Raw genomic sequence first — 22,432 nt, forward strand, 5'->3', positions numbered from 1 at the left:
GCTTAAAATTTAAAGTTATAGGTAACCGAAGGCACAAAGGTGAACAGGGTAGTGCGTACAGCTTCGGTGCGGCTTGCATCGGTTTTATTATCGCGGAAGAATATGCGGTAAGCGTTAGGGTTGCCGTAAGCATTGTAAAGACTGAAGGTTAGATCAGATTGAAATTTCGCTGTTTTTTTGAGTTGCCGAGTGGCTCCCAGGTCTAAGCGGTGGTAGGCCGGCATCCTGTCGGCATTTCGGTTGGTATAGTAGTAATAAGTTACGCCGTCAACCTGGTATTTACCACTCGGGAAGGTCACGGCATCGCCGGTATAGTAGACAAAGTTGGCCGAGAATGTCCATTTTTCGCTGGCTTTATACATGGCTACAATGGCAATGTCGTGGGTGCGGTCCTGCCGGGCATTGTACCACTGATTGTTATTGATGCCGTCGATCATCCGTTCAGATTTTGACAGGGTATAGCTAATCCAGCCGCTAAGCCTGCCGGTTTTCTTTTTTAGCAAGAACTCGGCACCGTAGGAGCGGCCTTTTCCGAAAAGCAACTGTGTTTCTATGGGTTGATTGGTGAACACATTGGCGCCATTGCGGTAATCTATCTGGTTTTGCAGCTTTTTGTAATAGCTTTCAACGGTAAACTCATAATTATGATCGTTAAAATCTTTATAGTATCCAACAGAGAACTGATCGGCAATTTCGGGCTTGATCAAGTTGGTGCTTGCCACCCATTTATCTGTTGGCGAACCCGAATTAGAGTTGGAGATCAAATGCAGGTTTTGCGCATTACGGGCGTACGATGCCTTGATAGAACTCACATCATTTAGCTGGAAAGCCGCTGCAATGCGGGGCTCGGGGTTTATATAGGTTTTTACCCCCTGGCCGGAAGTGTAATGTTTAGAGCCTACGATGTTCCCGTCAGCATCAATGTCATAATAATCGCCTGAGCCAAGAATGGTAAAGGCCGACAGGCGTACCCCATAGGTTAGGGTAAAGCGGTCTGTTGCTTTCCAGGTGTTGGTAACGTAAGCGGCGTTTTCGAGAGCATACCTGTTTTGCAGGCTTTGAGATATAACGCCAGAGTTACCGGTTGCCGAAATTTCGCCCGGCTTAATGGTATGGTAAATGCTGTTTACACCAAAGCTGATGGTGTTTTTGCCGCCGGCATACCATTGCAGGTCTTCCTTAAAATTAAAGTCGCGGATCTGCGAATAAATATTGTATTCGTTTACATCCTGCTTAATGTTAAGTTTGTAATCATAATTGCTGTAGATGAGCGAGGTGTTTGAAAATAGCTGACTGTTAAAAATATGGTTCCAGCGTAGGGTAGCCGTGGTGTTACCCCAGTTAATGCCGGCTATATCGGCAGCCTTAAGCACGTCCTTTCCAAAATATCCCGAAACAAACAACCTGTCTTTATCGCCTAAAACATAGTTGGCTTTGGCATTAAGGTCATAAAAATAAAGCTGGCTTTTTTTTGCAATACTGTCTTTTGATAAGGCCAGGAAAGCATCTGCATAAGTACGCCGTGCAGAAATCAGGAAAGATGATTTGCCTTTTTGAATAGGCCCTTCGGCATTGATGCGCGCGGCAATCAGGCCAATGCCGCCGCTTACGCCAAACTTCTGGTTGTTACCATCGTTCATTTTAATATCCAGTACAGATGAAAGCCTGCCGCCATATTGCGCGGGCATGTCGCCTTTATAAATATTAATATTTTTGATGGCATCCGAGTTAAAGGTGGAGAAGAAACCCAGCAAATGCGATGCATTGTATACGGGAGCCTCATCCAGCAGGATCAAATTTTGATCGGTTGCGCCACCGCGTACAAAGAAACCGCCGCTGCCTTCCCCGGCCGATTTGATGCCCGGCAGCAATTGGATGGTTTTGATCACATCCCGCTCGCCAAGCAGCACGGGAATATTTTTGGTTTCCTGGATGCTGAGGTGCTCAACACCCATTTGCGGGCTGGCCAGGTCGCGTGCACCGGCAGGCGCTGCTTTAACGGTTACTTCCTGCAATTGCTGGGCATTGTCTTCCAGTTCGATATTTAAACGAAGGCTACCGGCTAATGATACCTGAACAACCGCGGCTTTTTGCCCCATAGCGCTTACCGAAAGTCGATGGTCACCGGCAGGCAGTGTAAGCGAATAAAAGCCGTATTCGTTACTTGATGTGCCAAAGTTTGCATCGGTAACCCTAATGCTTGCGCCAATAATAGTTTCGCCGGTTTGTTTTGATTTAACGGTGCCGCTTACCGTGTATTTGCCATCAGTGCCGGCGGCTGCCTGCTTTTTTACCTTGCCGGCATCGTATTTGATCAATACTTCATTATCAAGCACCGTAAAAATAAACGGGTGCGGAGCAAGGGCCTTGCGTAATACCTCGCCCAAAGGCTGGTTTTTGGCGTTGACACTGATCTTAACCGTGCTTTTGGCAACTGTTTCATTATAGGTAAACCTTACGCCACAGGCGGCTGTGATTTTATCCAAAGCCTGCTTAAGCGGTTCGTTGTTTATGGTTATAGTAACGGGTTTATCTAAAGGCCCCTGGGCTTGTGCTTTGCTTAGTGCCATCATTAAAAATAACAACATGCAGAGTGCCGTTCGGAAGGGTATTCGCGTTATTTCGCAAATCAGCATGGAGGGCCATGCCGGTCTGTTGGTTTTCATAGTTGCTTTAAATTGTTGGTGTGGTTTGTTTCCTTTTTAGGGATGATGTTTTAGAATGAAAAGGTTAATTGTTGGATGATAAAGGTTGCAGGAAGTATTGGTTTTCGACGCGTTTCCACCGAAGGTCCATTACGGCGCAAAGTTTATTAAACGTTTTGTCGATAGGCTCATTCGTGTTGATGTGGCCGTAAAAACCGTTTTGGGTGATATCCGGCGTAAGGTTTACGCGGGCACCATACTGATGCGACAGGTCGTCAACCACGGTTTGCAGTGATGCCCCGTCATAACTGAACAAACCGGTACGTTGTGAAAGGAATTTGGAGGCATTGGGATAATTTTCCTTAATTAAGGATCTGTCAGCCTTGTTATACAAGGCCCGTTGGTTAAGTACCATAATGGCTTGCTGGCTTTTGGGTAGGTTATGCTCCTGCACCGCCACTTTTCCGCTGATAACCGTAACTTCAGAGATAATCTGGTCGGGATAGGCCTTAACATTAAAGCTGGTACCTAATACAACGGTTTTAAGCTGTCCCGATTGGATAACGAATGGATGGTCTTCATCATGCACTACATCGAAAAACGCCTCACCCTCCAATGTTACCAAACGTTCTTTAGTCCTGAATTTATCTGGATAACTGATGCGGCTGCCGGGACTAAGCCAGATCCGGGTACCATCGGGCAAACTGATTTGCCGGTGTTTGCCCGGAGCTGTAACCAGATCGACCTGTTTGGCAGGATCAATAACTTCCAATACCTGGTTTTTGTAAAGCGCGGCAAAGGTAACCAGTAATACCACAGCCGCTGCAGCAGCTATATTTCGCCATAAGGTAAATACCTTACGCGCAGGTTGCCCCGGTGTTTCCATTTGCGCGGTTATCTTAGTCAAAATACTTTCCCGCAGCTGTTCAGGATTTTGGTATTTCGAGGCCGATAACAATACTTCCTCATCATTAAAACCGGCATACCAGGTATCAAGCCAGGCTTTTTCGTCAGCACTGATGGTGCCTTGTTTTAATTTATGAGCGAGCTCCTTTACGTTGTAGGTGTTGTTTTCCATTGTGCCTGATCTTTCAACCTTTTGCACATATAGTCAGTGATGGAAACAGATACCCTTAGTGGAAAATGAAAAATATTTACCGCTATCTTTTTTTTCTTTTTTGGTGAGATAAAGATCTGTATAAGTTATGCTGGTTGAAATTTACTAATTTTAAAAAAGTCGATTAAAAACCAATCAAATGAGAAAAGTAATCTACGGCATTAACCTGAGCTTAGATGGTTGCTGCGACCACACCAAATTTAGCGGTGGCAAGGATATATTAGAACATTTTACCCGACTTATGGATGATGTTGACCTGATTGTATACGGGCGTAAAACCTTCGAGCTTATGGTTCCGTATTGGCCGGATGCCGCAAAAGATCCTAACTCAACCAAAGAGGAAAAAGAATTTGCACAGGCATTTGACAGTATTGAAAAACTTGTTTTCTCACGGACACTGACCAGTACCGACGATAAAAACTCTGTTATTAGTCAAGCAAACCCTGGCGATGAGATCCGCAAACTGAAGCAACAGGCTGGTGGTAATATTTCAATAGGAGGTGTGAACCTGCCCTTACAACTCATTGAACTTGGTTTGGTTGATGAGTTTCATTATGTTATACATCCCGTAATTGTAGGTGAGGGAAGAAGTCTGCTGGAAGCCGTAGGTTTAAAGGAAAATGTAGGCTTAAAACTAATTGAATCAAAGATCCTTGAATCGGGCTGTATCGCGCTTCATTATGTTAAAAATTGAAGCGTATGTTAACTGAGGAGTAAAATCAGCACCGGCAGAGAAATACCCAGCGATTGCCTTAACGAACTTAGCGCCTTTGACATATGTGCCTCAACAGTTTTTTGTGATATGCCCAGTTCAGCAGCTATCTCGGCATAGGTTTTATTTTCATCCCGGCTAAGCAGGAATACGATACGGCATTTTTCGGGCAGGAGGCTGATGCTGTGGTTAAGCCGTTGGCGCAGTTCTTTTTCCTCCAGCCATTGAATGGTGCTGTCGTCTGCTTCGGGCAAGGTAAAAGCGAATTCATCCAGGTGCTGTTGTTTCCTGTACTGGCGATCAAGATGGTTGATCACCTTGTATTTAATGGCTACCGAAAGATACGTAGCCATGGTATGTGTTAACTTAAGGCTTGCCCGGCGCTGCCAGATGCTTAAAAATACTTCCTGCACTACTTCTTCGGCCTCATGCTCATCATCTAAACGGTGATAGGCCACAGCAAAGGTTTTATCCCAATACCGGTGATACAACTCGGTAAAGGCATCGCGGTTGTCGCGGGCCATTAGTTGTAATAACTGTTCGTCCGTGTGGGCTATGTGCTGGTTTGGTACAGGCATTATTTTATCTGCAATGCTATGTTAAATAGATTGCAAAATCTTATTTTTTGAACCTATTTAACATGTTTTAACAGTTTACAAGTTTAGAGTTTAATCAACATATAAAGTTACAGAGCTATCAATATTTATGAATTTCCTCTAAATTAAAAAGGTCGCCCCACAATCGGGGCGACCTGTATCGAATCAGTCAGTTAATAGTTTTTCAGTTGATTATTTAAAATGTAAAGCCTACCCGGGCAAAAAAGCGGCGGCCGTTTTCGCCCATCTGTACGGCATCAAACGGACCTGATGGTTCGTTGTTATAAGCCCATCCCTTAGCTCCCTTTACATAAGCCAGATCAGGATGTACGTTAAAAATGTTATCCGCTCCTATAGATACACGAACCGATTTCGCCACTTTATAAGCAAAATACAGGTCGCTTACAACTTTACCGCTGTAAATATATTGGTCGGGTAGTTGTGCCGAACCATTATCGGTTGGTACGGTAGGGGTGAGGGTTGTACCGTCGCCATAGCCATCAATCACAACTTTACCAAAGTAAGTAAAGCGTGTACCTACGGTAAAGCTTTTGTGGCTAAACTCGGGGTTTAAGCTAAGTTTTTGAGGCGGGGCCGATGCCAGGATGAATTTCTTTTCGCGCTCGCTCAAAAATGTTTCGCGCAAGGCAGGGGTAGTACCAAGTATAGGCGGGTAGTTTACCTTGTCAATCTTCATGGTTTGGAAATTGCCTGTAAAAAGTACCCTGAACCTGTTGGCGCCAATAGTTTTGTTGTAGTCAATAACTACGTCCAAACCTTTGTTGGTAGTGTTTACAGCATTGGCAAAAAACTGGGCAGAGCTTACATGCAGGTTTTTCAGGGCATTGGTAAATGTAGGGTCGAGGGTTTCGTCATCGGCACTGAACTGGCCAGAAAGCACAACGCGGTCGGTAACTTTAATATAGTATCCATCAACAGTAAAGCTTAACTCAGGCATTGGTTTAAAGGTAAAGCCTAAACCGGCATTTTTTGATTTTTCCTGTTTAAGGTTAGGGATGCCTGCTGCTTTGGTGATAGGGCTATAGTTTGGCGCTATTTTAACTTCAGATATCACCGTGCCCTGTACGTTGGTAAAGGTTGAACTGTAATTGATCTGCTGTAACGATGGTGCACGGAAACCTGTACCCAATGAACCGCGGATGTTAAAGTTATCGGTAATTTTATAGCGTGTAGCCAGTTTGGTATTAAAGTTTGAGCCAAAGTCGCTGTAATGTTCATAGCGGTTAGCGAAATCGACCAGCCATTTTTTAGTGATATCGCCTTCAAGATCAACATATACACCTTCTACCGAACGGTGGGCATTTACCACATCACCGGGCTGATAGCCGGGGAAGCCCTGTGAGCCTGCCGCTTTTACGCCAGTTGGATCATAATTTTTGTAGGATGCCTCTTCGCCCGAAAAGATCTTATAGCGCTCGTAACGGTATTCGCCGCCAAAACCAAGGTTAAGGCCCTGCATTACATTGCCAAAATGTTTGTTGATGTTCAGGTTACTGGTGTTTTGTAAAAACTCCGATCCGCCGTCGTCAAAATTGGTTTTACCAGCCCCTAAAGAAGCATTAAATGTTTTATAGCCAAAAAAGTGGAACTTATTGTTACCGATATTATTGCTCAAATCCCAGTCCCAGGCATTGCCCAGGGTACCTTTTGCGCCTACGGCAATGGCAAGATCTGTATTATGGGTGCGGATAATGGGATTGTAATATGATTCGCCGTCGGGAGTAGTAAAAATAATGCCGCTTACAGGGATTATGTTACCACTGTTGTCAGTAGGGAAACGTTCGGGGCGACCAGAGAAATTACGGGTAAAGGCATAATCATCAGATGCTTTATAGCTATAGCCGCCAAAGCTGTATAAAGTTGTACGGGTACCGGCAAGAGGTGATTCATGGTTGAAAAAGAATGTGCCGCTCTCGGCCGATCCATCGCCATTGGCACGCCTGTAAGGGTTTATAGGCAATGCTTTGGGATTTGAGGTTGTGGTATCATGGGTTTGGCGAAAGGTTTTGCCGTTTTTGGCATAGTCGCCCGTAAAATTGATGAAACCACCGTTTTTACCAAGAGCCAAACCATAATTGGCATCAATGGTGATACCATTGCCATCAATAGCACCACCGTGAGGGTATTGAGAGGCAACAACACTTTTACCACTGTTAAAGGCGGGATCATAGTAACCAGAATAACCAACGTTGGCATTAAACACGCCGGTGGTTTTCTTTAAAACAAGGTTGATAACACCCGCAATAGCGTCAGAGCCATACTGGGCCGAAGCGCCGTCGCGAAGGATCTCGATTCTGTCGATAGATGCCGTTGGGATCGAACTCAGATCGACACCGGAGTTACCGCGGCCGCGCGTACCGAATACCGAAACGAAAGCAGTGGAATGCCGCCGTTTGCCATTCACCAATACCAGGGTTTGATCAGGTCCTAAGCCGCGTAATGTACCCAATTCAACGTGGTCGGCACCATCCGAACCGGATTGTTTATTGTAGTTGAATGATGGAGCCGAGTAGTTAAGGATGTCGGTAATATCCATACGACCGGTTACTGAGGCCGCTTTACCCACATTAACAATATCAACAGGAACCGCCGTTTCAAGTTTTACCCGCCCGGCAGATCGTGTACCTATTAATACTACTTCATTTAATTGGGCTATATCACCAACCAGTGTAATATCAATTTTAGTACGTCCATTAATAGCAACTGTTATGGTTTTGTAGCCCGTATAGCTTATAATCAGTTCATCAGTTGCCGCTGCCGAAATGGTGTATATCCCCTTTGCGTTGGTGCTTGTACCTAAATTATTCCCTTTTATATGTACCGACACCCCGGGCATTGGTGCATTGCTTGCCGCATCGGTAACGATTCCGGTTATAGCTTTCTTTTGTGCTAATGCCAATAGGGGAGTTATGGTTAGCAAAACGAGGGTGAATAGTAAAATTTTCTTCATAAAACGGAGGTTATGGCTATTGAAATAATGTTAATTTAACGTAAGTTAATAATTATTGAATAATTGTCAATATAAAACAATTTTATTGGAAGATTTGCACTCGTAATTTACTGTTTTGGGTGATTTGTGATGAAAAATATTGGCATTGCTGTATTTTTTTATGCCACATTGTTGAATTAATAAAAAAAGCCAACTGCTGAAAGGTCTTAATCCTTAACAATTGGCTTTTTTGGTATTAAAAAAATGAATTTAATGTCTTTTTTGTCGTTTGTTTTTTTTAATTAAATGGCTTTTTCAGGCTCGGTATCTTTTGTTGTTTTGCTCGCAGGCGCTTTTGCAGGAGTAGCCGATGCTGCTTCGGTTGCTTTTTTCTCCTTTTTTGCTTTGAGTTCAGCGGGAGCGGCGTGTACTTCAGGACTTAATTTAGCCGCCAATATTTTTGCCAGGTTTTTTGCAGCTTTGTCGATAGCCTTTTTAGCTTTGCCGGCATCGGGGCCAAATTCACTTACCAGGGTTTCAATCTGGATTACTAATTTTTCTTTTAATTGCTTCTTAAGAATTTTGCGGGCTTGTTTAGTAGCGGCTTTATCTTTTATATTTTTCATGTGAATGGATTGGAGATCGGGTGAAGCACAGTTTTTTCCTGCGCGGTGCAAAGTTAGGTTAATATAATGTGGTTTTAATATTATGTTTATGTTAACAATCGCTATTTATGTTAAATTTTTATTAATTGATAATCAGTGCTATTAATTGTTGTTGCTTTATTTATTTTTTTGTTTTATAACCTTTGGCCTAATACGGCTTATACTAATTTTTTGAAAGCCTTAGGGTTAATTCTTAACTTAGCCGTTTATTTATCGCCCTAAAACAACATGATCAAAGATTTAAGTGCATTAACCCAGGTAGCCGAATTTCATGCCACTTTTAAGCACCCTATAATTGAAAAACCTGCAATACCCTCAAGAGCACGCTGTGATCTGCGTATCGAACTTATTGCCGAAGAACTAAAAGAACTGCAGCAGGCTGTTAATGATAATAACATGGTTGAAGTAGCTGATGCCCTCTGCGATCTGCAATATGTATTATCAGGAGCGGTACTTGAATTTGGTTTGGGCTCAAAATTTAAAGAGCTGTTTGATGAGGTTCACCGCTCCAACATGAGCAAAGCCTGCAAAACAGTTGAGGAGGCCGAAAAAACCATCGAGCATTATAAAAATACGGCCAATACAGATGCATACTATAAAGAGATAGACGGCTTGTACCTGGTATACCGCACCTCTGACCATAAAACATTAAAATCTATCAATTATTCGCCTGCCGATCTGAATGGCATTGTGGGTTAATCATAAACTAAAAAAACACTATTCCATTGTCAGCACAAGAATCCAACCAGCCTCAGGCTAAAACCAATATGCACCCGCGTAATAAACACCGCGGGGGGTATGATTTTAAAGCATTGATCAAAGCCACGCCTGCCCTGAGGCCGTTTGTGCGTACTAATGAATATGATAATTTTACCATTAATTTTGCCGATCCGGAAGCAGTAAAAACACTTAATAAGGCATTGCTGCAGCATCATTACGGTATAAACTACTGGGACATTCCCGAAGGTTTTTTATGTCCGCCTATACCTGGCCGTGCCGATTATATTCATTATGCGGCCGATCTGCTTGCTTCTGTTAATAACGGTGTTGTGCGCAAAGGCCGGAAAGTACGTGTGCTTGACATCGGAACAGGTGCTAACCTGGTTTATCCCATAGTAGGTTTCAAAGAATATGGCTGGAACTTTGTTGGCTCAGAGCTCGACCTGGAGGCTATGGCATCGGCACAAAGTATTGTTGAGCAAAACAGCCAGTTAAAGGTTGCTGTTGAATTGAGACAGCAAAGCAAGAAGGCCGATATTTTTAAAGGGATCATTAAATCCGGCGAGTTATTTGATCTTACAATCTGTAACCCGCCCTTCCACGCCTCTGCTAAGGAGGCTGCTGCCGGTTCGGCCCGTAAATGGGATAACCTTGGTTTAAGAAAGGATAAACAGCCTATACTTAATTTCGGCGGTCAAAATACCGAGTTGTGGTATCCCGGGGGCGAAGCTGCATTCCTGAAACTGATGGCAGCACAGAGTAAGCCATTTGAGAAACAGGTTTTATGGTTTACCACGCTGGTTTCAAAAAAAGAAAATCTCAGGATCTTATATAATACCCTTCAAAAAGAAGGCGTAAAAGATGTGCAAACCATCAATATGTCGCAAGGCCAAAAGGTAAGCCGTATTATGGCCTGGACTTACTTAACGCCGGAGGAGCAGAAAATGTGGTTGAACCCTGATTTATAGGATTAAAGGATGCCGTGATATTTCCTTGATTTGCCGGACTTTAGGATAGCCTTGATGCTTTTTAATTCATGGTTATCCTAAAATCCTTTCAATCAAGGTTCAGCTTACACTCTCAAAAATGTCTTCTTGGTATATAGATAATACAAAAACGCCCATTTTACCATTACGAAGCAAATAGCCATTACTACAATGTTATACGGATCGCCAACTAACTGGCCTATCCACCCGAAAAAGCCTTCGGTAGTATAACTCCATTTAATAAAGTGGCCCGAAATATAAATCAAAATGGAGTTCATGCCTATCACCCTGAAATAAAATGCCCATTTCTGATAGCCTTTTACATCAATAATATAGTAAAATAATGCCATCAGCAATAGGCTTAAACCGCCTACGTGCAGTACAAATGAGCTTGTCCACAGGTTTTTGTTGATCGGGAAATCGAGGTTCCAGATTTGTGCGAGAATCAGGAAGATGATACCTACTACAGCCATGGTAGTTACCTTGCGCATTTGCGTAACGCCGCCCTTTTTAAGCAACAGGCCGGTAAGGATGCCCAATATGCCGGTGCTGATGGCCGGGATGGTTGAAAAAAGCCCCTCAGGATCGTGGATGCCTAAATACAACCGGCCCGGTAGTATGCTGCGGTCAACGTATGAGGCAAAGTTGCCTTTCATGGTCAGGTCGCCCATAGGGAAACCCGGGGCTGAGGTAAATTTAAGCAGCAGCCAGTAGCCGATAATGAAAAAGCAAAACCAAAACATTTGCCAGCGTTCTTTGCTGTACAGATAAATGATATTGGCAAACATATAAGCGATACCAATACGCCCAAGCACACTTGGGAAACGGATTTCGGCAATAGGCATAATTTTTATTCCGTTGTTTACAACAAGGCCAAGCAGCACTAAGATAAATACCCGTTTTATAACCCTGAACAACAATTGCTGGCGTGTTTTGCCTTTTTCCAGTTCGCGCCCCACAGAAAATGGGGTTGATACGCCTGCCATAAACAGGAACAACGGGAAGATAAGATCATACAGGTGAAAACCATTCCAGTCGGGGTGGGTGAACTGGTTGGCAATAGCGCCCCAGAAAGGTGAACCGGTGGCTTTGGCCATGCCGTGGAAGATCTCTTCGCCGCCCATGATCCAAAACATATCAAATCCCCGAAGGGCATCCAACGAAAATAAACGGGTACGGGCCGCGTTAATGTCGTCGGCTTGTTTTGCACTTGCCTGGTCTGCTGAGGTAGCCATTAGTTTAATTGTATTTTTAGGTGTGAACTAAAGATAGGAAAAGCAACACTATTTAAAATTATTTTTTTACATCAATAACTTTTAAAAGCTGTTTAAAAAGATTTGTTGAGGTATTTTAATGCGAAGCGCCCTACGGTAGAAAGATTTCAGAAATAAATCCAAAATGCTGCCGTAAATTCGCAGCCTTGTAATTATGCCCATGTTAGAGATCATATACCGCGACGAGCACCTGATTGCCATCAACAAGCCCCATGGGTTGCTGGTTCACCGGTCGCCCATAGCAGCCGATGCTTCAGAGTTTGCCCTGCAATTGCTTCGGGATCAAATTGGCATGAAAGTTAACCCTGCTCACCGTATCGATCGTAAAACCGGTGGGATCCTGCTTTTTGCTTTTAATAAAGAGGTAGAGATTGCCATGCAAAAAGCATTTATGGAAAACCAGGTGAGCAAGAAATACCTGGCCATAGTAAGGGGTCATACACCTGATGCGGAAGATATAAATTACCCACTACGCAAAGAGAACGGCACTTTGCAGGACGCGTTTACCAGTTACACTACCCTGAAAAGGGCCGAACTTGATATCGCATTCGGTAAACACCCAACTTCAAGGTATTCATTGGTGGAGGCTGTGCCCACAACCGGGCGTATGCATCAATTACGCAAGCACTTGAGCCATATTTTTCACCCCATTATAGGCGACCGCACCCACGGTTGTAATAAACAGAATAAGCTTTTTTTAGAGCAATGGGAAATGACAACCATGCTGCTGCATGCATCGCAGTTAACTTTTAAGCACCCTATAACCGGCGAAGAAATAACGATCAAGGCCGCGCTTCAACCCGAATTTGCCCGGGTTATGGAGATCATGGGCTGGTAAGCCAGTCTTCAGGTAGTTATTTAAACAAAACGGCCTTAGTATTGTAGTTGATAGATGGAAAAGTCGGTAATCTATGATCTGGATACCGAAGATGGTATACGCCAGATCGGCATTGAAGCGGTGCAACAGCTGATACCCGGTACACATGTGTATGCAACGGGCGTATTTAGGTTAAGTGAAGGGGAAACAGATCTTGGAGATATTGTTTTTGACGATCACATGCACGAATGGGAATATACCTGTATGGGAAATTTAACCCATCGGGAAGCTAAAAAGGTTGCGAGGTTTATTAAGCATAATTTTAAAACGGAAGTGGCGGAGTAGGGAACTAAAGCAAAAAATCCCCTCAAGCGGGGGAATCGCACATTCCCCCGTTTTTTTAGTCTGTTAAGTTAATAGCTAAGCAGATGCATATAATCGGTCCCCCGGGAAAATTTTACCGTATCTTTGCGCCTCAACAAAAATAAATCATGATTGATCAGGCATTGAGTAACCTCGGCATAACTGCCCTTAACCCCATGCAGCTTGCCGCGCTTAGTGCCGCTAAAAAAGGTGATGTAATCCTTTTATCACCTACAGGCTCGGGGAAAACGCTTGGTTTTTTATTGCCTTTGCTTAACCTGCTTGATGCCGGTGTTTCTACAGTACAGGTGATGATCCTGGTGCCATCGCGTGAGCTTGCTTTACAAATTGAGCAGGTTTGGAAATCTATGGGTACAGGGTTCAAGATCAATTGCTGTTATGGCGGCCATGCCGTGAAAATTGAACGCAATAACCTTTCGCACCCGCCTGCAGTTTTGGTTGGTACGCCGGGAAGGATTGCCTTTCATTTGCGGGAAGAAAATTTTAGTACCGATACTGTACGTACGCTTATTCTCGATGAGTTTGATAAAGCGCTCGAGTTCGGTTTCCAGGAGGATATGGCTTATATCATCAGGCAGTTGCCCGTTGTTAAAAAGCGGATATTGACTTCGGCGACTAAGATGGATGAGATTCCTGCTTTTACTGGAATTGTTAAACCTGTTGAAGTGAACTTTTTAAGTAATGTTACTTCGGCGCCAGATATTAAACAAAAAGCGGTGATATCCGAAGCTGCCGATAAACTGGATGCACTTTTTGCCCTGATCTGTAAAATTGGTAATAAAGCAACCCTTGTGTTTTGTAATCACCGTGAAGCGGTTGACAGGATCAGCGAGTTGCTTTGGTACAAGGGGTTGGAGCATGATGTTTTTCACGGCGGTATGGAACAGGACGACCGGGAACGCGCCCTGTTAAAATTCAGGAACGGAAGTCACCGTTTATTGATCACCACGGATCTGGCCTCACGTGGGCTGGATATCCCTGAAATAGAATATGTGGTACATTACCAGCTGCCGCATAATGAGGAGGCTTTTTTACACCGTAACGGCCGCACAGCACGTATGAACGCTAAAGGTACATCATACCTGATGCTAACACCCGATGAAAAGTTGCCATACTTAAAACAACTGCCCGAGATTGAAGAACTGCCCGAAAAACTGATATTGCCGCCTGCATCGCCTTGGCTTACCTTGTACATAGCCGCCGGCAAAAAGGATAAAGTTAACAAGGTGGATATTGTAGGCCTGCTGCTTAAAAAAGGCGGGTTGGCAAAGGAGGACCTTGGTTTGATAGAAGTGCTTGACTACTCATCGTACGCTGCTATCAAGCGCGATAAAATAGAAAGTGTAGTAAAGCAGGTAAAGGCCGAAAAAATTAAGGGCAAAAAGGTGAAGATGGAAATTTCGAGGTAATTTTGTTTAAAAGAAGAATACTATGAGTAATAACGATATCATGAAAAAGCTGAGGGTGGCAATGAAATTTACTGATGATGATATTATCAAGGTTTTGGCATTAGTTAATTTCAGGATCACCAAAGCCGAAATAGGCGCCATATTCCGCGCTGATGACCACCCCAACTTTAAACCCTGCGGCGATCAGATCCTGCGTAATTTCCTGAATGGTCTCATCATCTACAAACGCGGCCCAAGGGAGCCAAAACCGAAACCGGAGGCAGGGAAGTAAGGTTGTTGGAGGTAACTCCAACAACGGCAAGAATGAGTAGATTGGTTAGATTTCACAGACAAAATCCTGACTTCCGAAAAATCCTATGAAATCCCGGTTCAGACAAAAATCAATGCCCTTCCACAGGCTTTTCCTGTATTAATCTGTATCTCCCTGATTTAATCAACTTTTGTTGCTGAGCCGAAAATGAGGTTCTGCCCCCGAAATCCTGTACCCAATAGGTTTTATATTCAGCTACACCTACTTCCTTAAAGTCCGGGTTCATGAGGTTACGGCAATGGCCTTCGCTTTTAAACCAGCCTGCCATCACTTCAGCAATGCTTTGCTGGCCCTGGGCTATGTTTTCGCCTATGGCAAAACTTTTGAAGCCTTTAAATTTATAACCGGCGTATACTATGCGGTCTTCCATGCTGCGGCCATCTTTACTGTCGTGACTAAAATAGCTTTTGCGGGCCATGTCTTTAGCGTGGCCTATGGCTGCATCTTCCAAATCATCATTCCAGGTAAGAGGAGGCGCCGGCGGGAAATATTTGCTGCCGCAATTGCAGCCTTTCTGGCGTGTAGCATTAATGCTGTTTAAAAACTCGGTCCTGAAGTGTTTGCTGCTTTGGCTGTAGGCATTACCAAGGGATAACAGCACAGCAAATAATACGATCAACTTTTTCATCTTGATGATTTGACAATTTAAACGCCTGTGGTTTAAATTATTGTTTAGGCCGCCTGATAGCAGAACGCCAGCGACCGGTTTTCTTCCGCCTGTAAATAATAATGATAGCTATAACGACGAGAATAATAGTGGTGACGGTGAGGACGATAACGATGTTATGTGCCTGGCGTATCTTAGCATTGGCCTGCGCCTGGAGTTTTTGGTAAATACTTTTTTTTTGGCTATCACCGAATCCTGTTTTTTGATCTTGATCGAATCGGCAGCAGCTACCTTGGCAATGCTGTCGACTGTGACCTGGTTAAGGCTATCGTCTAAAAACTCATGGCGCTTAATGGCTACTGCAGCTTTATCATAATCGTTCATTTTCCGGTACAGTTCGGCAAAGCCTACCTGCACTATCGACTCTTTTTTAGGATCGTGGGTTTTGAGCGACAATGTTAAAGCATCGTTCAGGTCCTTCATACTGAGTTTGTAGTCTTTGATGTCGCTTTTAATGGCTGCAAGCTCTATGAGCGAGTTGATAATATTAAGGGTATCCTTCCTTTGCCTTGATATGGTGTTCGATTGCAAAATGAACCATTTGGCCTGGCTGAATTTACGCTGTGAGCGGTAAATCTTTGCAAGCGCGTTAAAGCTTGTACGCAAGCCTAAAGTATCGTTATAAGTGGAATAGCTATGCAGGGCGAGCATAGTGTAGTTAAGCGCTTCGGTTTGGAAATAGTATTTCATCCGCCGGGTTGATACGGTATCATATCCTAAATAATGGGCAGCTATTTGGGTATAAATAGGGCCTTTTAACGAGTCGCTGGTAACCTGTAATTTTTGCTTAAGGCTATCAAGCTCACTGGCGTGTGCGGATAATTTAAGCATAGCTGTCAGAATAAAAAGTAAGGTAAAAAGTCTCTTCATATAACAGATTACTCGAAAATACAATAATCCACTTGTAATTAGGCAAATAGCGTGCCTGTTTAAGATCACCGCCATGGGTGTTTGTGAAAGGTGCTTGGCTTTTTGTTCGTTTTTGAAATGTATGGGCTGTTTTTCAGGAGGATAGCCCTGGAAATATTAATTAACAAATGTTTGTACGTTTTCCACACTGCCTGCTTTAATACATAAAGTTGTATAGAAAAAGAGATTTTGCACTAATGGGTATTTACAATAGCAAGGATTTTAAAGGTCAAAAGTTGCCAATCGCAAAGCTTTATTCCATTAAAATCCTATGCTATTCAAAGCAGAGCCGTAAAGGTTTACAAGGTTTTCGCTATTGTTGTTAATTAGGGTTGATAATTAAAAACCATATCTTAAGCCTATCTGAAACTGGTAAGGGTTGCCGCTTAAATTGGATACCCCTGCATTTGTGTTAACCGCGTATGCGTATTGTTTTTTAACAGGGTCGAAGCTTTTAATCGTATAAATAGGAGTTGCACCCAGGTTATGGTTAACGCCCCATTCTTTATTCAATAAATTGGCCACGTTAAATAAGTCGACAGATATTTCAAAATACTGTTTTTTTAATAGCGTTACCCTTTTAATCAACCGTAGATCAAATACCGCCATAAAACGGGTTTACTCCTCCATTACGTTCAGCAATTTTTCCGAAACTTTTAACTATGTAATTTTTGGCGCTTTGCTCTACCTTAGGGTTGTTCAGTATCGCATTGATCCCGTCTTTTATGTATTGAGGTGTTGACGCTGCATTCGGATCGTAAATGTAAGCCAGATCGTTACTGGCCACAAAATCGCCGTTCACGTTACCGTTCACCAATAAAGAATACCTGGTGCCGCTTATCCCCGAAAATCGCAAGCCTGCGCTAAAGCCATGAAATGTTGGCGAACTTCCGTAAGCAACAATCTTATTCCTGAATTGGTTATCAGAATAATTCATGCCGCCCAGGTTACGTGGGTCATCTTTTACGTACTGTACAAGCGTAGCCGTATTAGCAACGTTTCCGTTGTATGATGTATTGTCTTTAGCTTGATTCCATGTATAAGAAACGGAGATTTCGCCCTGTTTATAATATTTGTAGTCGGCATCAATAACAAAAGCCATCTGGGTTAACTCTTCCCTTGCTTTCTAATTCCAGTACCCTGCCTACTTCAGTTGTTTTTCTGCCTTGTGTCCAGTCTGCCGAACCATTTGACGCGTTTATTGTATTTGCCGGAACATATACACCTCTGTTATCTTCGGAAGCAATACGGAAGTACGGCTGATCAACCATGTTTTTATCCAGATAAGTATAGTTGTTGCGGCCTAAACTTAAGTAGCCGGATGCTGTAACCCTGAAGTTTTGAGCAAAGAAGTGCGAATAAGACAAGTTGGCTTTGTAAACCGTTGGTACTTTAGCATCCTTGCCATTCATATTAATAGTAGCAAGCTTGGGTATGGCGGGGTTATTAAGTAAATCCTGTCCTGGTGCTGTTGCAGGGTCCTTGCGGTAAGCCGGAAAGTTAGGGGTAGGCACCTGGCTGCCGTTAAGATCAACACTTAAAATGTGTGAGCCATCAAACAGCATATTGTTTATCATAGAATAAGGGTTCAATGCCGAACCTAAAATGCCACCACCTAACCTGACAATGTCTTTACCATTTTGCCCTACATCCCAGGTGGTTTGCAAACGCGGTTGAATTTGTAGCGTAGCCAGTTTGTTAGATGTATTTAAGCCTAAAGTTTTATAAACCGTAGGATTGAAATTTGCCTGGTCAAGGTAATCGGTGTAATCGATACGTACCCCGGCGGTTACTTCAAAACCCGGAAACAAGTTGGTTTGTACCTGGGCGTAAGCATTAGGTGCAAGTATGTTAAATTTAATGTTCCGGTTTGATGAGGTATAAATATCCCTTGCAAAGCGATAGGGTGTAAGGTTATTGAAATTAGTTAAGCCTGTAAAGTAAAAACGTCCATTGGTTTCGCTGCCGTAAATAGAATTTTGGTTGGTGAAAGTTAACCCTCCACCAAATGTAAAGTTATACTTGCCTTTGGTCCAGTACAAGTTGTCGGTTAGCTGTGCTACATTATTATTAAAATAGTCGCCGCCGTAACGTTGCCCTCCCAACTGTATGGCGGTTGAATAAGTGGATCCATCTGCTGCAAGCGAGGAAATATTCTGCACAATAGCGCGGGGAATATTATCGGCAGGTAACTGGCTGTTTGCAAACATCTTGTTGTACTCCCAGTAGTGCTGCACTTTCAGTTCGTTGGTTAAATTAGGGCTGAATATACTACGCAATGAGGCCATTACACTGTTATTTAAACTTTTGCGCGTGCTGTAAACTTCGTAGATGTTTATGGCAGTATTATCACCGTCGGATTGGTTGTCAAGGTCATAGATAAAGTTATCGCGGATGGTAAACAAATTTTTGGAATTAATTTGCCAGTCGACACGTGCAAAAGCAGCGTGAGTATTTTTAAATTTATCAAACTGACCAAACTGTGGGGTATTGGCAACTCCATATTTAGCCCTTGCTATGCTCAAAAAGTTATCTAATGTGGCCTGGGTTACATTGTTTCGTTTTTCGTCATCTGCAGATTGGATATTGGCAATATAAAGTGGCCTTGAATCTGCCTGATGATCCCACGCAATAAAGAATTGCGCTTTATCTTTAACAATAGGGCCTCCTAATGAAAAACCATATTGATAAGTAGAAAACGACTGGTTACGTTTTAATCCATTTAATCCAAATGGACTGGATAGCCAATTTGCACGTGCATAATTGAAAGCGCTCCCTGATAATACGTTAGTTCCTGATTTGGTTACCGTACTTATTGTACCGCCGCCGGCATTGCCATAAGTAACATCATATTGATTGGTAACTACCTGAAATTCCCTTACAGCCTCAAGCGAAATAGAGTAAGCACCGGTTGGTTGGCCACCGGCTATAGTACTGCGTGCCGCCATGCCATCAATGGTATAATTTGTAGCTGAGCCCAGCTGCCCGCTTAAGCTGCTTCCCGCGCTCAATGGAGATAAATCGGCCAGGGATGTGAAATTACGACCGTTTACCGGTAACTTGGCTATATCTTTAGCTGTAACAGCAGTGGATGAGCCAATGTTTTCGATCCTGTTACGGGTTGTGGTAGTTCTTACTTCAACAACATTGAGTTCCTGGATCTTTTCTGTCATTACAAACGTAACCTGTAGCAAGTCGCCCTGATTTAAAGCATAACCGGTTTGTTTTTGTGCAGTCATGCCCATAATTTCTGCCGTTATGCTATAAGGCGCGCCCAGCGGAAGCTCCTTTAACAGAAATGTTCCTTTTGAATTGGTTGTAGCTTTGATTACAAACCCGGTCGACTCATTTTTAACGGTAATGGTTGCATTTGGCAGGGCTTCACCATTCGGGCCGGAAACCTTCCCTGAAATACCGGCCAAATTGGTTTGTGCCATACCCGCCGTTATTAAAAATAAATTGAATATGCCCAAAAGGCACAACTTTTTAAAAAAAACTTTGTTTATCCTTAACATTTTAACATTTTTAGTTAAGGCAAAAATGCATCTGCGGTGTTAAGGGGAGGTTGGTGAAACGTTAAAAATTGATAATGTATTTCGGGGAATATTGATAAAGTTTCAGTATTTTTTGCTTATATTTAATATAATGATAATTTGTAGTAAACGCTAACAATCCGCTAATTGTGTAAGCAAGATGTTACACTACGAGATTACCCTTTGGTATTTATTTAAAGCAGACTGCAAACCCGGGATTTTTTTTAACAGTACATTGTATAAGGCAATACCTAATGCCGCACAAGTGATACCGGCTAACACGTCGAGCACGTAGTGGTGGCTTGCATATACCGCCGTAAACCAGATGCCAACGGTTACCACCGCAAAAAAGATATTAGCAAGTCCCAGCTTGTTTTTTAAGCCGTAGTAAAGCACTATAACAGGGTATGACGAATGCAGCGACGGCATGGCAGCAAACACGTTTGATCCTTTTGTATAAATCCCTTTAAAAACCCCGGCATGAAAATAGGCGTCAAACCTAGCCAGCCCGGCTGTGTTGCCCATGGTTAACGGAATAAAATGAAATCCGTGATATTGAACAAACCAGGGTGGTGCGGCAGGGTAGGCGTAGTAAACTATAAAGCCCAGGATATTCACCAAAACAAACGTTAACGAAAAATTGAGGAACTGTTTTTTGTTTTTGAAGAACAGGTAAGCGGCAAAACCCAGCGGCACGGGGATCCAGCATAAATAGAATAAGCCCGATAACACATCAATAAAAGTGTTGCTGTTGGCCAGCCAGTATTCATTGGGTGTAAGCAGTTTGCCGTTAAAATGAATGCCGAACAGGTGTTTCTCTGCATTATAGAGCTCGGCAATATGTACGGGGTTGTAATTATAATTGGGGAAGGCCTTCATGTAATCAAAAACAATCCAGTACACTATGAAAATAGTGAAGCCTAATATAAACTTGCGGGTTATTGCCGATGCATAGAATAACACATTGAAAATAACTACCAGTGTAAGCTCATCTGGTTTATAACCAATAAGGAAAGTTGAAAACGCCAGGTAAGCAATGGAAAGCAGTGAAACAATAATTATCGACCGGATATTTACTGTTACGCCTGTATTGGCATTGGTCATTGCTATTTTTTTAAGAAATCTGAACGGAAAATTTTATCCCAGAAAGGTGAACTCACACCATAGCCTTTTTCAGGATCCTGGTAGTGGTGCAGCATATGGTGTTGTTTTATTTTTTTGAACAGCCCGCTTTTAAAATTAAAATGGTGCATGGCATAGTGCGATATGTCATAAAACAGGTAGCCCAAAATAAAGCCCGGAAAAAAGCCCCAGATGTAGTTTACAGGCAATAACCATTTAAACAAAAAGAAAAAGCCTGTAGCCAGCGGAATGCTTAATGACGGGGGCAATACCAAACGTTTGGCATCGCTCGGATAATCATGATGCACGCCATGCATGATAAAATGCAGACGTTGTGCCCATTCCAGTTTTTCGCTTGGCTGATAGTGAAAAACAAAGCGGTGCATGATGTATTCGGTGATAGTCCAGATGAAGAGGCCGAAAATAAACAGGCAAAGATAGGTTAATACATCCAATCCCAGGTCAAAGAATTTATAGCTGCAATATCCAATAACGGGCACAAAAATGTACAGGGGCACGGTATAATGTACCTTTGATAAGCCTTCTAAAAAGTCGCTCTTAAACATTCGCACCGATTCCTGCGAGTTGGATATATATTTCTTTTTCATTGTTATAATCAGGGTTTAAAATGTTTTACGATCTCTCTGCCTGTTTATGGGTGTTAAAATTGTTCAGAATGGCTGGCCTTTAACCAACAAAAAGCAATTTTAGCAAAGATATTGCTAAGTGTAAATGCCTTTATTTTATTGTTGCGAAGATATGATATTTGTTGGTAAGTCTTAAGCCTAAAGTTCTAAGTCTAAAGTTCACAGCCTTAAGAGAAGTAATTCAACGTCCTCACTTAAGACTTTTGACTTAGAACTACAGCCTTACTTACCTTCTTCCTCTTCCAGTTTAATTAAAGCTTTTTTAGCTTCTCTTAGCCTGTTAAAAGCCGTAATATTGGTTAAAACGGCAAGTATTACCAATGGGATAGTAAATATCGATATGGTTTCAAATACATGAAATTTGATGCCCGGGACAAACAATTTATAGTTACCGCCAATATACTGGGCTACTATACCTGAAAGTGCTGCGCATAAGCCGATGGTTACCACACGTTCTGGCCTTTGCATTAAGCCGCCTTTAATTTCAACACCTAAACCTTCGGCACGTGCACGTACATAACTAACCATCATTGAGCCAATCAGTGCTATAAAGGCGGCTATCGAGCTCAGGAAATAGTGATGTGCTACCAGGTAATAGCAAATGCCCAGGAACATGATCAATTCGCTGTAGCGGTCAAGTACGGAATCATACAAAGCACCAAAGGTTGATTTCATATTGCCTAAGCGGGCTACCTGACCGTCAAGCATATCAAATAAGCCTGCAAAAAGGATGAGGCCGCCGGCCCAGCCAACATAGCTCAGGTCGCCGCGGTTACCTTCTTCGGCACCTAAAATAAATATCCCTGCAACGCCTACATTAAGTACAAAACCTATGGTAGTAACTGCATTGGGGGTTAAGCCTATTTTTATAAGGATCTTCACAAACGGATCAATAACCTTATATATCCCTAACTGTAGGTTGGTTCTGAATGATCTCCTAAGTGTTGTTGTTTGCTGTTCCATTTTTCT

General features: G+C 42.8%; 21 protein-coding genes. 7 read left to right on the forward strand and 14 right to left on the reverse strand.

The annotated features are described in order from the left end of the window. Positions 1-2: 2 nt before the first annotated feature. Both ABID99_RS06195 and ABID99_RS06200 read right to left on the reverse strand, forming a co-directional pair. The gene (locus ABID99_RS06195; protein ID WP_373613205.1) at positions 3-2,666 is read right to left on the reverse strand and encodes a carboxypeptidase-like regulatory domain-containing protein; all 2,664 of its coding nucleotides are present in this window, start codon (positions 2,664-2,666) and stop codon (positions 3-5) included. A 64-nt stretch (positions 2,667-2,730) separates the two neighbouring features. Then, entirely contained in the window at positions 2,731-3,723 is a 993-nt protein-coding gene (locus ABID99_RS06200) for a FecR family protein (protein WP_373613206.1), read from the reverse strand. 178 nt (positions 3,724-3,901) lie between these two features. Between ABID99_RS06200 and ABID99_RS06205 the strand changes: the two genes are divergently transcribed. Further along, the gene (locus ABID99_RS06205; RefSeq protein WP_090526314.1) at positions 3,902-4,456 is read left to right on the forward strand and encodes a dihydrofolate reductase family protein; all 555 of its coding nucleotides are present in this window, start codon (positions 3,902-3,904) and stop codon (positions 4,454-4,456) included. 8 nt (positions 4,457-4,464) lie between these two features. On the opposite strand, the gene ABID99_RS06210 is transcribed toward ABID99_RS06205, so the two are convergent. The 3 genes from ABID99_RS06210 to ABID99_RS06220 form a co-directional block, all read right to left on the reverse strand. After that, positions 4,465-5,052 carry an RNA polymerase sigma factor gene (locus ABID99_RS06210; protein WP_373613207.1) on the reverse strand — a complete coding sequence of 196 codons (588 nt, stop codon included), beginning with the start codon at positions 5,050-5,052 and terminating at the stop codon, positions 4,465-4,467. A gap of 214 nt (positions 5,053-5,266) precedes the next feature. Then, positions 5,267-8,041 carry a TonB-dependent receptor domain-containing protein gene (locus ABID99_RS06215; protein ID WP_373613208.1) on the reverse strand — a complete coding sequence of 925 codons (2,775 nt, stop codon included), beginning with the start codon at positions 8,039-8,041 and terminating at the stop codon, positions 5,267-5,269. Positions 8,042-8,322: 281 nt separating this feature from the next. Then, positions 8,323-8,646, reverse strand: a complete 324-nt coding sequence (locus tag ABID99_RS06220) for a hypothetical protein (RefSeq protein WP_373613209.1) — start codon at positions 8,644-8,646, stop codon at positions 8,323-8,325. A gap of 267 nt (positions 8,647-8,913) precedes the next feature. On the opposite strand from ABID99_RS06220, the gene ABID99_RS06225 reads away from it, so the two are divergent. After that, positions 8,914-9,384 (forward strand): nucleoside triphosphate pyrophosphohydrolase family protein, encoded by a 471-nt coding sequence (locus tag ABID99_RS06225; RefSeq protein ID WP_217633138.1) that lies wholly within the window; start codon positions 8,914-8,916, stop codon positions 9,382-9,384. 26 nt (positions 9,385-9,410) lie between these two features. After that, positions 9,411-10,373, forward strand: coding sequence for a 23S rRNA (adenine(1618)-N(6))-methyltransferase RlmF (rlmF, locus tag ABID99_RS06230; RefSeq protein WP_373613210.1), 963 nt, complete (start codon positions 9,411-9,413; stop codon positions 10,371-10,373). Positions 10,374-10,477: 104 nt separating this feature from the next. On the opposite strand, the gene ABID99_RS06235 is transcribed toward rlmF, so the two are convergent. Next, positions 10,478-11,626 (reverse strand): acyltransferase family protein, encoded by a 1,149-nt coding sequence (locus ABID99_RS06235; RefSeq protein WP_373613211.1) that lies wholly within the window; start codon positions 11,624-11,626, stop codon positions 10,478-10,480. Positions 11,627-11,825: 199 nt separating this feature from the next. Here ABID99_RS06235 and ABID99_RS06240 point away from each other — a divergent pair, with 199 nt between their 5' ends. From ABID99_RS06240 to ABID99_RS06255, 4 genes are all read left to right on the forward strand, one after another. After that, positions 11,826-12,503, forward strand: coding sequence for a pseudouridine synthase (locus ABID99_RS06240; RefSeq protein WP_373613212.1), 678 nt, complete (start codon positions 11,826-11,828; stop codon positions 12,501-12,503). A gap of 54 nt (positions 12,504-12,557) precedes the next feature. Beyond that, complete coding sequence (locus tag ABID99_RS06245) at positions 12,558-12,827, forward strand: hypothetical protein (RefSeq protein ID WP_090526329.1); 270 nt, start codon at positions 12,558-12,560, stop codon at positions 12,825-12,827. Between the two features lie 146 nt (positions 12,828-12,973). After that, positions 12,974-14,275, forward strand: coding sequence for a DEAD/DEAH box helicase (locus tag ABID99_RS06250; protein ID WP_188832764.1), 1,302 nt, complete (start codon positions 12,974-12,976; stop codon positions 14,273-14,275). A 22-nt stretch (positions 14,276-14,297) separates the two neighbouring features. Beyond that, on the forward strand, positions 14,298-14,546 hold the full coding sequence (locus tag ABID99_RS06255; protein WP_090526331.1) for a DUF1456 family protein: 249 nt from the start codon (positions 14,298-14,300) through the stop codon (positions 14,544-14,546). A 109-nt stretch (positions 14,547-14,655) separates the two neighbouring features. Here ABID99_RS06255 and ABID99_RS06260 read toward each other — a convergent pair whose 3' ends face one another. From ABID99_RS06260 to ABID99_RS06295, 8 genes are all read right to left on the reverse strand, one after another. After that, positions 14,656-15,213, reverse strand: coding sequence for a CAP domain-containing protein (locus ABID99_RS06260; RefSeq protein ID WP_373613213.1), 558 nt, complete (start codon positions 15,211-15,213; stop codon positions 14,656-14,658). Positions 15,214-15,321: 108 nt separating this feature from the next. Continuing rightward, positions 15,322-16,083, reverse strand: coding sequence for a hypothetical protein (locus tag ABID99_RS06265; RefSeq protein WP_373613214.1), 762 nt, complete (start codon positions 16,081-16,083; stop codon positions 15,322-15,324). 417 nt (positions 16,084-16,500) lie between these two features. Next, the gene (locus ABID99_RS06270; RefSeq protein WP_373613215.1) at positions 16,501-16,770 is read right to left on the reverse strand and encodes a hypothetical protein; all 270 of its coding nucleotides are present in this window, start codon (positions 16,768-16,770) and stop codon (positions 16,501-16,503) included. Next, the gene (locus ABID99_RS06275; protein ID WP_373613216.1) at positions 16,757-17,263 is read right to left on the reverse strand and encodes a hypothetical protein; all 507 of its coding nucleotides are present in this window, start codon (positions 17,261-17,263) and stop codon (positions 16,757-16,759) included. The genes ABID99_RS06270 and ABID99_RS06275 overlap by 14 nt, the downstream gene beginning before the upstream one ends. Continuing rightward, complete coding sequence (locus tag ABID99_RS06280; RefSeq protein WP_373613217.1) at positions 17,247-19,598, reverse strand: carboxypeptidase regulatory-like domain-containing protein; 2,352 nt, start codon at positions 19,596-19,598, stop codon at positions 17,247-17,249. Before ABID99_RS06280 ends, ABID99_RS06275 begins: the two co-directional genes overlap by 17 nt. A gap of 264 nt (positions 19,599-19,862) precedes the next feature. Next, the gene (locus ABID99_RS06285; protein ID WP_373613218.1) at positions 19,863-20,798 is read right to left on the reverse strand and encodes a phosphatase PAP2 family protein; all 936 of its coding nucleotides are present in this window, start codon (positions 20,796-20,798) and stop codon (positions 19,863-19,865) included. Positions 20,799-20,800: 2 nt separating this feature from the next. Further along, on the reverse strand, positions 20,801-21,424 hold the full coding sequence (locus ABID99_RS06290) for a sterol desaturase family protein (RefSeq protein ID WP_373613219.1): 624 nt from the start codon (positions 21,422-21,424) through the stop codon (positions 20,801-20,803). A gap of 261 nt (positions 21,425-21,685) precedes the next feature. Then, complete coding sequence (locus ABID99_RS06295; RefSeq protein ID WP_090526345.1) at positions 21,686-22,426, reverse strand: CDP-alcohol phosphatidyltransferase family protein; 741 nt, start codon at positions 22,424-22,426, stop codon at positions 21,686-21,688. Between the last annotated feature and the right edge of the window lie 6 nt (positions 22,427-22,432).

The sequence above is a fragment of the Mucilaginibacter sp. OAE612 genome (genome assembly GCF_041806395.1).
Classification (GTDB): Bacteria; Bacteroidota; Bacteroidia; order Sphingobacteriales; family Sphingobacteriaceae; genus Mucilaginibacter; species Mucilaginibacter rubeus.